Annotated in this window: 7 protein-coding genes; 3 read left to right on the top strand and 4 right to left on the bottom strand. The window is 42.9% G+C overall.

The genetic code is table 11. The annotated features are described in order from the left end of the window. Positions 1-195: 195 nt before the first annotated feature. The 4 genes from RB622_RS10380 to RB622_RS10365 all read right to left on the bottom strand — a co-directional run bounded on the left by RB622_RS10380 (position 196) and on the right by RB622_RS10365 (position 8,269). Positions 196-1,176 (bottom strand): pyruvate dehydrogenase complex E1 component subunit beta, encoded by a 981-nt coding sequence (locus RB622_RS10380; protein ID WP_308046481.1) that lies wholly within the window; start codon positions 1,174-1,176, stop codon positions 196-198. A 223-nt stretch (positions 1,177-1,399) separates the two neighbouring features. Next, positions 1,400-2,275 (bottom strand): transglutaminase family protein, encoded by an 876-nt coding sequence (locus tag RB622_RS10375; RefSeq protein WP_308046480.1) that lies wholly within the window; start codon positions 2,273-2,275, stop codon positions 1,400-1,402. Continuing rightward, the gene (locus tag RB622_RS10370; RefSeq protein WP_308046479.1) at positions 2,265-4,820 is read right to left on the bottom strand and encodes a circularly permuted type 2 ATP-grasp protein; all 2,556 of its coding nucleotides are present in this window, start codon (positions 4,818-4,820) and stop codon (positions 2,265-2,267) included. The genes RB622_RS10375 and RB622_RS10370 overlap by 11 nt, the downstream gene beginning before the upstream one ends. 32 nt (positions 4,821-4,852) lie before the next feature. Next, a complete protein-coding gene (locus RB622_RS10365; RefSeq protein ID WP_308046478.1) occupies positions 4,853-8,269 on the bottom strand; it encodes a transglutaminase family protein in 3,417 nt (1,138 codons plus the stop codon). Positions 8,270-8,871: 602 nt separating this feature from the next. Here RB622_RS10365 and proC point away from each other — a divergent pair. The 3 genes from proC (at position 8,872) to RB622_RS10350 (ending at position 14,799) form a co-directional block, all read left to right on the top strand. Further along, positions 8,872-9,675, top strand: a complete 804-nt coding sequence (gene proC, locus RB622_RS10360) for a pyrroline-5-carboxylate reductase (protein WP_308046477.1) — start codon at positions 8,872-8,874, stop codon at positions 9,673-9,675. Between the two features lie 155 nt (positions 9,676-9,830). After that, positions 9,831-11,675 carry an ATP-binding protein gene (locus RB622_RS10355; protein ID WP_308046476.1) on the top strand — a complete coding sequence of 615 codons (1,845 nt, stop codon included), beginning with the start codon at positions 9,831-9,833 and terminating at the stop codon, positions 11,673-11,675. A gap of 574 nt (positions 11,676-12,249) precedes the next feature. Then, positions 12,250-14,799, top strand: coding sequence for an adenosylcobalamin-dependent ribonucleoside-diphosphate reductase (locus RB622_RS10350; protein WP_308046475.1), 2,550 nt, complete (start codon positions 12,250-12,252; stop codon positions 14,797-14,799). Positions 14,800-14,819: the final 20 nt, after the last annotated feature.

The following is a 14,819-nucleotide window of genomic DNA, read 5'->3' as shown; positions in this document are numbered from 1 at the left end:
TGTATTAAGGCCCTTTATAAAACAAAAATAATCGTAATAGCAATCAACTTACTTCTGAACAATAAATTCCGGGAAAAGCTCCCATCCTATTGAAACTACACAAAAGTCCACCCAACGGGTACGACAAAACACTGGCAATTAAAAAACAAAGCCACAACCTGCGGCGGGAAATGGCTTTGTTACTTTATTGTTAAGTTACTTATAAAGAACAGTCTTCACTGCCTCTACAACCCGCTTAACATTAGGTAAAATTTCTTCGATAAGCGTTGGCGCGTATGGAAGCGGCACATCCCGGTTGGTTACGCGGATAACCGGCGCATCCATATAATCAAACGCATGACGCTGAATATGGTATGTGATCTCCGTTGAAATAGACGCCAATGGCCATGCCTCTTCAACGACCACACAACGGTTGGTTTTCTTTACGGATTCAATGATTGCATCGTAATCGATTGGCTTAACCGTTCTCAAATCGATTACTTCCACATCAATACCTTCTTTTTCCAGTTGCAAAACAGCCGGCATCACCACACGCGGGATCATTTTACCGAAAGAAACGATCGTAACGTCTTTTCCAGCACGTTTGATATCCGCTTTTCCCAAAGGAATCAGGTATTCTTCCTCAGGAACCATCATTTTATCGCCATACATTACTTCCGATTCCATAAAGATAACCGGGTTATTGTCGCGGATGGCTGATTTTAAAAGTCCTTTTGCATCATAGGCATTCGAAGGAACAACCACTTTCAAACCGGGCGTGTTTGCGAACCAGTTCTCAAAGTTTTGCGAGTGCTGAGCACCCAGTTGACCTGCGTTTCCAGTTGGTCCGCGGAATACGATAGGAGCACCGTACTGTCCGGCAGACATAGATAAAATTTTCGCGGCGCTGTTGATGATCTGATCAATCGCAACCAACGAAAAGTTGAATGTCATAAATTCAATGATAGGACGGAGACCGTTTCCGGCTGCTCCAACTCCAATACCTGCAAAACCCAATTCGGCGATCGGTGTATCAATCACACGTTCCGGTCCAAATTCATCAAGCATTCCCTGACTGGCTTTATAGGCGCCATTATATTCCGCAACTTCCTCGCCCATAAGGAATACACTTTGATCCCGGCGCATCTCTTCCGACATGGCGTCGCGAATGGCATCTCTAAATGCTATTTCTTTCATCCGTAATTTTATGATTATTTAATGGTCCGTGGTTCCCCACCGGGATGTAGCCAGACAAATTCATCCGAAGGAGGTTAAATTCAATTTCGCCTGGTTTCATCAAAATAAGGTTATCTATACTGGTTTCTAAAATGATGTGGTAAAATTAGAGAAACAAGGCCAATTCTCAAATTGTTTAAAGAAGCATTCTGTTAAAACTAAAAAGATATTGCCATTTTAAGTGTTAATCCACAGGAATTACATCCACTTCCACGGATAAACTATGTTTTCCCGAGCTGAAAATTATTCCTTTCAGTGGCGGAACATCGCTGTAATCTCTTCCCCAGGCCGTAATAATATGACGTTCGCCGGGAACAACGTTATTCGTCGGATCAAAATCACACCAGCCATAGTCGGGGATAAAAACCGAAATCCAGGCGTGAGACGCATCTGAACCCTGTAATTTGGTCTTACCCGGAGGCGGAAGCGTTTCCAGATAACCGCTCACATAACGGGCCGCAAACCCGAAACTCCTCAGACAAGCGATCGCTAAATGTGAAAAATCCTGACAAACACCCTTTTTTGCCGTCAATACTTCACGGATCGGTGTATGAATGGTGGTAAAATCAGGAACGAAGTCAAATTCTCTAAAAATTTTACGGCTTAACGCATGCACGCAAGCATAAAGCGGCAGATCGTCCTGAAAACAATCTGCTGCAAAATGAACAATCGCAGGATCCCATTTGATCAGCGGGCTCGGCAGCAAATATTCCAACAGGGAAACTTTCAGCGGACGATCCTGCATGAAGCGCAGCCTGGCTTCCGCGCAGGTCACATCCGAACGGATCGGCACCCCGGTTGTTTCGGTCAGACATTCCACAATACTGGTTGTCTTCACCGTAAGCTTTTTATGCGGTGCGTGCAGCGAGAAATAATGGGTTGTATTGCCATAAAAATCCACCCTTTCAACAATCTCAGCCGGTGTCGGCGACACTTCGATCGAAAAACCCTGACAAAGTTGTTTCGGCAACGTTCGCGGCGTCAGACAAACGAGGCTGTGGTAAGTGCTTACCGGCTCCGCATAATTGTATTCCGTTAAATGCGTTAGCTTATATTTCATCGTTCTCGACGGGTTTGAAAAACGAATGCTGCATGACCGTATGGCTGAAATACATATTCGTCAGTGTCATGGAAACCGACGAAATTAACCTGGAAACCTTCGACATCAGATAGAACAACTCCTTCCGTTCCAATGAAAATTCGTCGTATTGACTTAACGATGAAACACTGGCAAGGTTGATAAGCGTCGAGGCCTCCAAAACTGCTTTTTGGGCATCATTCAGGCGTTCTCCCCTCGTTTCAGGCAATTTATCAAGATTTGCCTTTAAGGAATCCAGCAGATAAACGATCGAATAAGGCAACGATTTTTCAAACAAAACCATATCCAGCATCGCTTCCAGATTTAACTGCGATTTGTAAACAAGCCTGTAATTAACCAGCAGGTGATGATTCAGCAAGGTCGCCTCAATCAATTCATTTTCAACATTGGCTTCATTTTTTACACCAAAATTCGACTGAATGATACTGATCTTGGAAAGAATACGTTCGATTATTTTTCCCGTATCGAGCAATAAAAAACTGTTGTCGCGCGGCATCGTTTCCGAGATAACGCCCAGGAACGTCAGCATGCTCGTATAGAGTTTATCCAGCGTTTTCTGAATGTTACTGCTATTCATCGACGACTTGTTCTTCACTTCATGAAAACTATTTTCAATCAGGTCAACGATGTGCCAGATTTCAATATCCCACTGGTTTCGAACCGCACCGACGGCCTGTAAAAAGGCATCGACATTCGAAGCCACAGATCCCTGTCGGCTAACATCCGAAGCCAGCGCAACGATTTCCTGGTAAGGTTTATTCAGCAACTCCCGGTTATGCTCACCCAGGAAACCCGGATAGGTCGACGACAAATGTGTCAGCGACTGAAGCAATATTTTGATATGTTCCTGCTTGGAAGAGCCGCCGAAATTTCTGTCAAGATTAAGCACATTGATCACAATGTTCATAAACTTGACCACCGCCATGGTACGCTCGCAATAACGTCCAACCCAGAAAAGATTTTCGGCGCTACGGCTTGGCAAGGATATTTGCCTGTTAACCGACGCCGTCACCGGAATCGTTATTTTTTCCTGTATCTCTTCCGTTTTATCCGAAACCACCCAAGTATCCTTCGATAACCCGCCATGCTGGTTCGAAATAACAAAACGGTCTTTCACCGGTGAACTCCGTGTTAACCCGCCCTGCATCACGTGGTAACCTTTTTCGTCGGCAACCAAAAAGGCCCGGATCGCGGCATAACGCGGCTCGATCAGTCCGTCCACCAATGATGGTGTCGTTGAAAGACTGACTTCTTCCTGTGCAATGTATTCATGCGGCCGCTGGACCAGCGCCTTTTTTAATTCTTCTTTATCTTTGGCTGTCAAAAGTCTCCCGTAAACCGAACGAAATTTAGATTTTCGGTTGGCTTTTTTAATGATCAGCTTATCTATATTATTTAAAACAAAATTCAGCTCTTTGGGCTGTCCGCACCACCAGGTAGCGACGGAAGGCATAATCAGATCCTCACCCAGAAAATACCGGCAGATATTGTGCATAAAGGCCAGAAACGCATGGTTTTCCAAAACACTGGTACCCGGCGGATTCAGCACTTTTACATTTCCTTTACGCATGGCATGAAGCAGCCCCGGAACGCCCAGTCTGGAATCTTCACGAAGTTCCAGCGGGTCGCACCAGTCATCGTCAATTCTGCGGATAATCACGTCAACACGCTGCAAACCTTCGATAGATTTCAGCCAGACATAACCGTCACGAACCAGTAAATCATCCCCCTGCGCCAGCGTATAGCCTAAATAAGACGCCAGATAAGCATGCTCGAAATAGGATTCGTTGTTGGGGCCTGGCGTGAGGTAAACAATGTTCGGGGCCTCTTTATTTTTTCCTGATAATCTGGAAACAGTATTTTGAACGCTGTTAAAAAAAGGAGATAATTTGCTCACATACATGCCGTCCGCAAGTTCCGGCAGCAGCTTGCTCATCACAATCCGGTTTTCAAGCGTGTAACCCGACCCTGATGGAGCCTGGGTACGGTTGTCAACGATCCACATTTGCCCGTCAGGCCCGCGTGCAATATCTGCCGCATACATGACAAGTTGATTGGGCGCAGGCAATATCAAATCTGCACAGGGACGGGAAAATCCGACATTATCAAAAACCAGTTCGGCCGGAATAACCGCATCCCGAACCAGATTTCTCGGACCGTAAATATCACGAAGTATCAAATCAAGCAGCAGAGCCCGCTGCTGAAGACCCTTTGCTATTAAATTCCATTCCTTTTGTTCAATTAAAAACGGGATCGGGTCGAGCTGCCAGGGACGGTTAAGACCGTCCACGCCCTCGTAAACATTATAGGTCACCCCGTTTTCACGGAGTTTCTCAATAATCTCCTGGTTCCTGCTTTTTAATTCATCGATACCAAGCTTTTCCAGCGTAGCAAACAGGGCTTGCCAATGTGGTTTCACACGACCTTTTACATCCAGAATTTCATCATACGAGTTCAGCCCGCTGCGATATGACTGTAAAAGATTCACGGAAGCTTCAGTAAGCATAATTCAACTAAATAATTTTTCAGATGGAGGCGTCATTTGGCTTTCCAGTATTTTCTCAAATCCAGCGTGTTTGGATATTCCGGATCGATCAGTTCGATCGGCGTATCACTTTTCAGCTCTTTTTTAGTTTCGGCAACAAAACGGGAAACCGCCGGTGTAGACCGATCTAAAATCGGAACTTCCTGATTAGCAGAAGGTGTATGCCCAAAACCCCAGAACAAACTGATTTTTCGTGACTCCGCCTCAAAGCTGTTCACAGGATGCGTATCAAAACTACGACCGCCCGGATGTGAGACAAAATACGTACAGCCGCCCAAGATACGGTTATTCCATGTGTCTACAATATCAAACACCAAAGGCGCGTCGGCTCCGATCGTCGGATGCAGGGCGGATGGCGGATTCCATGCTTTGTAACGGACACCGGCAACAAATTCTCCCTTCACACCCGAACTTCTTAAGGGTACCCGGCAGCTGTTACAAACCAGAATGTGACGGCCTTCCACGAAACCGCTGACCTTAACCTGAATTCTTTCCAGAGAGGAATCTACAAAGCGGGAAGTACCGGAATTGGTCAGTTCTTCGCCCAGTACATGCCAGGGCTCAATACCCAGGCGGATTTCAAGCTGTATATTATCAACCGTAATGCCTCCGTAATATGGAAAGCGGAATTCGAAAAAAGGGTCAAACCAGGAAATATCAAAGTGATAACCCGAACCTTTCAGGTCATTGACAACATCAACCATATCCATGTAGGCAAAATGCGGCAACAGGAAACGGTCATGTAATTCAGTACCCCAACGAATCAGTTTATGTTTATAGGGTTCCTTCCAGAATTTCGCAATCAGCGCACGGATCAGCAACGTTTGAACGAGGTTCATGTGCTTATGCGGCGGCATATCAAAAGCGCGGAATTCAAGAATACCCAAACGGCCCGTTGAGGAATCCGGTGAATACAACTTATCCATACAGAATTCCGAGCGGTGGGTATTTCCGGTAATATCAACCAGTAAATTCCTGAAAATACGATCCACCATCCAGAACGGGATTTCTTCTCCGTCCGGAATCTGCTCAAACGCAATTTCTACTTCATATAATTTTTCATCACGACCTTCATCAATCCGTGGCGCCTGACTCGTCGGGCCAATAAACGGGCCTGCAAACAAGTAACTAAGCGCCGGGTGATGCTGCCAGTACGTGATCAGACTTCTCAGCAAATCAGGTCGGCGCAGGATCGGGCTATCCGCCGGTTTTGCACCGCCAATCGTTACGTGGTTTCCTCCGCCTGTTCCGGTATGGCGGCCATCGACCATGAATTTATCCGTTCCCAGGCGCGAGAAAAATGCTTCTTCGTATAAGGCACTGATGTTGTCAACCAGTTCTGTCCAGTTTTTAGCCGGATGAATATTAACCTCGATGACACCCGGATCCGGCGTAACGATCAGTTTTTGTACGCGATAATCGGACGGAGAAGGATACCCTTCAATCCTGACGGGCATTTGCAGTTTTTCGGCCGTCGCTTCGATGGAGGTCATTAAATCCAGATAATGTTCCAGATAATCCGTTGGCGGCAGGTAAACGTAAACAATCCCGTCGCGCTCTTCCACGCAAAGTGCCGTTTTAATGATCGGAACTTCAAAAAGCAGCGCTTGTTCGGCTTCCTTTACTTTTTTATCCTTTTCCTCTTCCTCCGTCACCTTATTGACCGGCGCTGCATAGGCTGGCGCGATCGTTCCGTACCGCGCTTCCACAACCGATTTGTATTCACCCAAAGGGGGTAAATCCTCGAACGGACTGCGTTCAATGGGCTGTTCTCTTTTATCTTTTGCTATTTCCGCCAGGGAATCCAGCGGAAGTCTGAAACCCATCGCTGAATTTCCGGGAATCAGGAAACAGTTTTTGCGGCGAAATTCCCAGGCACAGCTAACCCAGTTTTCACCCGGAATATTGTATTTTAAAGGGAGAACATACCCGGTAGGGTTATTCAGGCCTTTTTGTAATAACTGCGCTAAGGTCCGTCTTTCAATGGAATCTTTAAGATTTACCTGCAAAGGATCAATATTGACGGGTAATTTCCCTTCCTCCATCGCCCAGTAAACCGGATCTTCATAAGCCGGCGTAATGTTGTTGGTGTCAATACCTAAATATTTTGCCAACTCGGTCGCAAATATCTCTGCTTCGTGAAAGGTATACTTAGTTTGTCCTTCTTTCGCCACCAAAGCATCGTTTTTCCACATCGGCAAACCATCATTTCGCCAGTAAAGCGCGTATTGCCAACGGGGAAATAATTCGCCGGGATACCATTTACCTTGTCCGAAATGCAGCAAACCGCCATGTGCAAAGCGGTTTTTCAGCCGTAACGAAAGGTCATAGGCCAGCTGTCTTTTCAGTGGTCCGTCGGCCGCCGTATTCCATTCCGCCCCTTCAAAATCGTCGATAGAAATAAAGGTCGGCTCGCCGCCCATCGTCATCCGCACATCGCCTTCCTGCAAATCTTTTTCCACATCGTGGCCCACTTGCATAATTTTGGCCCATTGTTCTTCGGTATAAGGTTTCGTTACCCGCGGATCTTCATGGATCCTGAAAACGCTGTTATCAAATTCAAAAGTTACCTCGCAAACGTCAGTCGCACCAGAAACGGGGGCTGCGCTTGCATAATCGGGTGTACAGCAAAGCGGGATATGGCCTTCGCTGGCAAAAAGTCCGGAAGTCGGATCGAGTCCAATCCAGCCTGCTCCGGGAATGTAAGCCTCCGTCCATGCATGTAAATCCGTAAAATCTTTTTCCGGACCAGAAGGGCCGTCAAGCGACTTGATATCAGAAGTAAGCTGCACCAGATAACCGGACACAAAACGGGCTGCAATGCCTAAATGACGCAAAACCTGCACCAACAGCCACGCAGAATCCCGGCAGGAACCACTTTTAATCGTAAGCGTATCTTCACATAACTGCACACCGGCTTCCATGCGAATGTTATAATTGATCGAACTAAAAAGTCTCTGATTCAGATGAACCAGAAAATCGACCGTTTTTATATCATAATTTACCTTATTCTGCTCAATCCACTCTAAAAGCAACGGACCGGTTTCTCTCGGTTCGAGATAGGGGCCAAGTTCTTTTTTCAGCGACGCATCGTACTGGAACGGAAACATATCCGCATAATCCTCCACAAAAAAGTCGAAAGGATTGATCACCTGCATTTTGGCAATAACCTCAACTTCTACGCTTAATTCGGTCGTTTTTTCAGGAAACACAACCCTCGCCTGATAATTGCCAAAAGGATCCTGCTGCCAGTTTATAAAATGATTTTCGGGCGTAATCTTAAACGAATATCCTTCTATCGCTGTACGTGAATGCGGCGCAGGACGTAATCTGAAAATATGCGGTGACAATGCAACACTCCGATCAAACTTGTACTTGGTCTTATGTGAAATAGCAACTTTTATAGCCATAATTGGAGAATTACAATAATCTATGATAATTTGGCAGCAATGAATTTTATTAGCTCTAAAAAAATGTATAATACGTATTTTTCAAAATATATTTCTACAAGAATTTATTTTTACAGAATATTCTTTGAACGTATTTTTAGCTAACCGGGCAATCCTGGAACCGAAGTCGAAGGTAAGAAGATAAACAGGGAAACATGTTGCCCGAACAATTCATTCCTTGTATTTCCATCTAATTACCCTTGATAATCTAATATTTAGCTAAAAGTTACGAAATTCGCCTTGAGTAATGCGATATACCAACGCACTTTTGCCCGGTTTTCACAAATCTCTAATTCCTTATTACCTCGAAATAATTAACGCAAGTTGTGTTGTGTTAAATTTGAGAATCTAATACGTACATGATAATGATTTAGTAAAATAAATAACCTTTTTACCCTTTGTGTTAAACCGCGCGGCGTCCGCTTTGTGCTCTTTGTGGTAATTTGATTTTACCACAAAGAGCACAGAGCGGATTCCGCGCGGTAAAAAACACGAAGGGCGCAATGTAAAATTCATTTAGTACTACGCGAATTGCGTTAATTACCCAAATACATTAACTTAAAATGAAAATTGCAATTATTGGCTGCGGCAACATGGGACTCGCCTTTGCACGCGCATTCCTGAAATTTGATCTGGTAAAAAAAGAAGATTTTTTGTTGGTTGAAAAAAGTGACGACCGCATGGAGAAACTCCACAGCTTCCAGCCCGGCGTTATTACCGGTGTGATAGGTCCGCAGATTGGTACTTATGATCTGATCATTTTATCCGTAAAACCACAGGATTTTGCATCGGTTCAGGAAGCTCTACGTGCCGTGGTTACACCGAACCAGGTGGTACTTTCGATCATGGCCGGTGTTACGATCGCCAATATCCAAACGGTACTGGACCACAAAGCCGTGATCCGTGCCATGCCCAATACACCTGCCATGCTTGGGATGGGTATCACGGCCTACACGGCTTCTCCCGAGGTCGATATCCACCAGCTTCACAAAATTGAAAACCTGATCAACGCGACCGGACGTTCCGTATTTTTGGAAGATGAGGAACAATTGAACGCCGTAACGGCTTTGAGCGGAAGCGGACCGGCCTATTTTTTTTATGTTGTAAAAGCCATGATCGAAGCCGGCAAAAAAATGGGTTTTGAAGAATCCGTTGCTGCACTTTTGGTCAAACAAACGATGCTGGGTTCTTTCCACCTCATTAACACAGCCGATAAATCCTTGGACGAATTGATTAAAGCGGTTGCTTCAAAAGGAGGAACCACCGAGGCTGCTTTGAAACAATTTGAAGCGGGGCATTTGGATGAGACTTTGATTGATGGGATTTTGGCGGCTCAGGTGCGATCGGAGGAGTTGTCGAAGGGGTGAAGGGTAGGATAAAGTTTCTTTACCCTACTCTCACTCTTATAAAATTCCGCAATATCTTGTAATTATACAAATACAGAAACTACGACAAAGCTTTCGTATATTATAGAGTTGTGCGTCATCTAAATGAAGACCTAAACTAAAAATTAAATAAAAATATGAAAATTGTAAGTTTTACATTAGAAAACTTCAGAGGTTACAAAAAGTCCACAACTATTAGTTTTAATGATTTAACAGTACTAATTGGAAAAAATGATATTGGTAAATCTACAATATTAGAAGCATTGGATATTTTTTTTGAGAACAGAAAATTGGATTCTGATGATGTGAATATAGAAGCCAAAAAGAACAAAGAATCCGTAAAACTTACTGCTGTTTTCTCAAATCTTCCTAATGAAATAAATCTAGATGCAGGAGCTAAAACTAACCTACAAGATGAGTTTTTACTAAACAAAGAATCTCTTCTCGAAATAAAAAAAGACTTTTCAACTGTCAGTAAACCAAAAACGTATATAGTATGTAATCATCCAACAAACGACGACACGAATGATTTACACAGTTTAAAAATTAAAGAATTACAAACTAGAGTAAAACAATTAAATATACAGGGTGACTTTAAAGCTAATGTGAAAAATGAAATACGAAAAGCAATTTGGGACAATCTTGGAAAAGATATAACTTTAGATAAAACAGAATTAGAAATAAGTGAGGAGGGCGTAAAAGATGTTTGGGATAAATTAGCAACTGAACTTCCTTTATTTGCCTTATTCCAATCTGACAGAAAAAATGATGAGAAAGACAAAGAAATCCAAGATCCTTTAAAGTTTGCCGCTGAGCAAGCGTTCAAAAAACATTTAGCTGTCTTAAACCAGATAAAGAAGGAAGTTGAAGAAGAAGTAGCCGAAATTGCAAATCTGACAATTGAAAAATTAAAGGAAATGAATGAGGAAGTTGCAAAGCAACTGTCCCCGCAATTTCCAGCAGAATTAAAATGGCATACACTTTTTACTCCAACATTAACGAGTGATGAAGTTCCAATGAATAAAAGAGGAAGCGGAGTTAGACGACTTCTTTTAATAAATTTTTTCAGAGCAGAAGCAGAAAGAAAACGGAAAGAAAAAAATTCACCCAATGTAATTTATGCAATTGAAGAGCCTGAAACCTCGCAACATCCAGATTGGCAAATTAAACTTATAGATGCTTTAAAAGAACTTGCGGATAACGGAACTGCACAAATAATTACAACTACGCATAGTCCAGCTTTGGGAAGTCTTATACCAATAGAAAATTTAAGATTTATTCACAAAGAAGAAAATGAAAATGTTATTGAAATAGGAAACGAAAGTAACATTGAAAAAATAGCAAAAACGTTAGGAGTTCTTCCGTCATTAGAAAAACAACCTGAACAAGTAAAGGTTTTCCTTTGTCTTGAAGGGCCAACAGACATAAATTTCTTTAATAACATTGCACCGTTATTTGGAGTCGATTTAAAAAATGACCCAAGAATTGTGGCTATTAGTCTTGGAGGCGGAACTTTAGGACATTGGGTTACAAATAATTATTTAAAAAAATTAAACAAACAAGAAGTGCACATATATGACAAAGACGAAGATTTAAAATATCAGGAATTTGTTAATGAAGTAAATAATAGAGGTTTAAATCATTTTGCTGTACTTACTAAAAAAAGAGAATTAGAAAATTATTTTCACGAGAGTATAATTGTCCCAAGTTTTAGCGCAACAGATGGCTTTGAAATTACAATAGTAATTGATGATGAATCAGACATTCCAACTACCATTGCAAAACTGAGACACAATCAAAGAAGCCCAGGGAAAATATGGGAAGACCAAGGAAAAAATTATAGAGATAAATGTTGTGGTCACGTTAAAAAATATATGAGTACAACAACTTCAAATCAACTGACCATAGATATTCTGAAAAGTAGAAATGCTTTTGACGAAGTAAATAAATGGTTTGATGAAATAAAAAATAGATTAAACTAAAAAGCCGAACGCATAACAGCAGTTACCCATGCTAAAACCATGCCTAACACCGATTTGTAATCGGGGTTTCTTGGTCTAAAGTTTGTAACGCTAGAATAGGATACATAAATAAAGCAATTATTCTAACATATTTCTATTGTTGAACTAAGCGTTACAAACGCTAATCCAAACAACCCTACGCGGGTTTAATTTAAATATAGAGATGGTAATATCGAAGTTGCTTTGAAGCAGGTCGTTTTCAAGATTAAATCCCATGCCAGCCGGTGTGGGATTTTGCTGTATTTAGACCGAAATTTCACTTTAATCAACAATTTCTTGCGTTTAATTTCTTTAAACAAAACGGAATCAGACAGATAGGGTTTGCAAAAAAATCCGGAAATAATATTTGAACGATAAAATTTACGTTAAATAAATATTTGTAAACTTTTTCCCACAACACAAAATTTAATTTTTTGAATAACAATATGTTATAGAATTTTTTCGAAAACTTTTTCAATTTTAATGAACATAAAACTTAACAAATAATTAACTTTGAAGATTGCGTTCAACATCAAAAAAGCTAAAAATATATCACATGAAAGTTGCAAATCCATCTGAAAATCAGACGACCTACACCTCAGATGAAGCTTATCAGCAATCCCTTGAATATTTCAAAGGAGACGACCTTGCAGCCCGCGTTTGGGTGAACAAATATGCGCTGAAAGATTCTTACGGAGCTATTTTCGAAGCTACGCCCAATGATATGCACCGACGTATCGCCAGCGAAATTGCCCGCATTGAGAAACGATATCCAAACCCGATGAGCGAGGATGAGGTTTTTGATTTGATCAGGGATTTCAAATATATCATTCCACAGGGAAGCCCGATGACCGGTATTGGCAACCCATACCAGATCGCTTCTTTGTCCAACTGTTTTGTGATCGGAAATAATGGTGATTCCGATTCATACGGCGGGATCATGAAAATTGACCAGGAACAGGTTCAGCTCATGAAGAGGCGCGGCGGAGTGGGGCATGACCTGTCGCACATTCGTCCGAAGGGTTCGCCGGTTAAAAATTCAGCGTTGACCTCCACAGGGATCGTTCCGTTCATGGAGCGTTTCTCCAATTCCACGCGCGAAGTGGCTCAGGATGGGAGACGAGGCGCGCTGATGTTATCCGTTGCGATCAAACACCCCGATTCAGAAGACTTCATTGATGCCAAAATGGAACAGGGCAAAGTGACCGGCGCCAATGTTTCGGTTCGCATTGACGACGCTTTCATGCGCGCCGTTGAAGCACAGCAGCCTTATACCCAGCAATACCCGATCGACAGCCAAACACCTCTTTATTCAAAAGAAATTGATCCAAGCGCCTTGTGGAAAAAAATTGTTCACAACGCCTGGCAATCCGCCGAGCCGGGGATTTTGTTTTGGGACACCATTATCAGAGAATCCCTGCCGGACTGTTACGCAGACCTAGGTTATAAAACAGTTTCAACCAATCCTTGCGGCGAAATACCGTTATGTCCTTATGATTCCTGCCGTTTGCTGGCAATCAATTTGTTCTCTTACGTAGAAAATCCGTTTACAGAAAAAGCTATATTTAACTGGGATCTTTTCAAAAAACACATCAACGCAGCGCAGCGTATGATGGACGACATCATCGATCTGGAACTGGAAAAGATTGACGCCATTCTGGAAAAAATCAATGAAGATCCGGAAGACGATGAAATCAAACGTACTGAAAGAAATCTCTGGCTGAATATCCAGACCAAAGCCAGAGAGGGCAGAAGAACGGGGATTGGTATCACGGCCGAAGGAGATATGCTTGCCGCACTTGGTTTGCGTTACGGAAGTGATGAAGGCACCGAATTCTCCGTTGAAATTCACAAAACAGTGGCGTTGGCAGCCTACCGTGCATCTGTTAACACGGCAAAAGAAAGAGGCGCATTTACGATTTTTGACGCCAACAGAGAGAAAAACAATCCGTTTATGCTTCGTTTGAAAGAAGCAGATGCCCAGCTTTATTATGAAATGCTGGAACACGGGCGCAGAAATATTGCCTTGTTAACCATCGCACCAACCGGTACAACCAGTTTGATGTCACAAACAAGTTCTGGCATCGAGCCGGTGTTTATGCCCGTTTATAAAAGAAGAAGAAAAGTAAACCCGAACGATCAGGACGCACGTGTCGATTTTGTCGATGAAGTTGGTGATTCCTGGGAAGAATACGTCGTTTTCCACCATCGTTTCAAACAGTGGATGGAAGTAAACGGTCATGACCTGACCAAAAATTACGGTCAGAAAGAACTGGATGATCTGGTGAAACAGTCTCCCTATTACAAAGCCACGTCCAACGATGTTGATTATCTGAAAAAGGTAAAAATGCAGGGCGCGATTCAGCAATGGATTGATCACTCGATCAGCGTGACGATTAATATGCCAAATGATGTGACGGAAGAACTGGTTGGCGAATGTTACCTGGAAGCGTGGAAAGCCGGATGTAAAGGCGTCACGGTTTACAGAGACGGCTCCCGTTCGGGCGTGCTGATTTCCAATGAAGAGAATAAAGAGGAAGAAAAAATCAACAACACGCCTTTTCCAACGACCCGGCCACAGACTTTGGACGCCGAAATTGTTCGTTTCCAGAATAAAAAAGACAAATGGATCGCCTTTATCGGTTTAATCGACAACAGACCTTATGAAATTTTCACCGGTTTTGCCGATGACGAAGATGGAATTCTTATCCCAAGATGGGTGAATGAAGGTTTGATCATCAAAAACCGGGAAGCAGACGGAAGTTCCCGTTACGATTTTCAATATAAAAATACGCGTGGTTATAAAACCACCATTGAAGGGTTATCGCACAAATTCAATCCGGAATACTGGAACTACGCAAAATTACTTTCCAGTACCTTGCGTCATGGTATGCCGATTGAAAAAGTGGTTGACCTGATCAGCAGTTTGCAGCTGGATGAATCCATCAATACCTGGAAAAACGGTGTGGCGCGTGCACTGAAACGTTATGTTCCGGATGGTACAGAGGTGAAGAAGCAAAAATGTCAGAATTGTCATTCTACCAATCTGCTTTATCAGGAGGGATGTCTGACTTGTAAGGACTGTGGTTCTTCGAAGTGCGGGTGATGTAATATTGAGTTATAACC

The sequence above is a fragment of the Dyadobacter sp. LHD-138 genome (genome assembly GCF_030929615.1).
Classification (GTDB): Bacteria; Bacteroidota; Bacteroidia; order Cytophagales; family Spirosomataceae; genus Dyadobacter.
Note: the sequence above shows the minus strand (reverse complement) of the source record. Positions and strands in the feature narration are given on the sequence as shown.

Excerpts from the sequence above, each read along its gene's own strand:
- RB622_RS10380 (WP_308046481.1), bottom strand. The coding sequence starts at position 1,176 with ATGAAAGAAATAGCATTTAGAGATGCCATTCGCGACGCCATGTCGGAA.
- RB622_RS10375 (WP_308046480.1), bottom strand. The coding sequence starts at position 2,275 with ATGAAATATAAGCTAACGCATTTAACGGAATACAATTATGCGGAGCCG.
- RB622_RS10370 (WP_308046479.1), bottom strand. The coding sequence starts at position 4,820 with ATGCTTACTGAAGCTTCCGTGAATCTTTTACAGTCATATCGCAGCGGG.
- RB622_RS10365 (WP_308046478.1), bottom strand. The coding sequence starts at position 8,269 with ATGGCTATAAAAGTTGCTATTTCACATAAGACCAAGTACAAGTTTGAT.
- proC (WP_308046477.1), top strand. The coding sequence starts at position 8,872 with ATGAAAATTGCAATTATTGGCTGCGGCAACATGGGACTCGCCTTTGCA.
- RB622_RS10355 (WP_308046476.1), top strand. The coding sequence starts at position 9,831 with ATGAAAATTGTAAGTTTTACATTAGAAAACTTCAGAGGTTACAAAAAG.
- RB622_RS10350 (WP_308046475.1), top strand. The coding sequence starts at position 12,250 with ATGAAAGTTGCAAATCCATCTGAAAATCAGACGACCTACACCTCAGAT.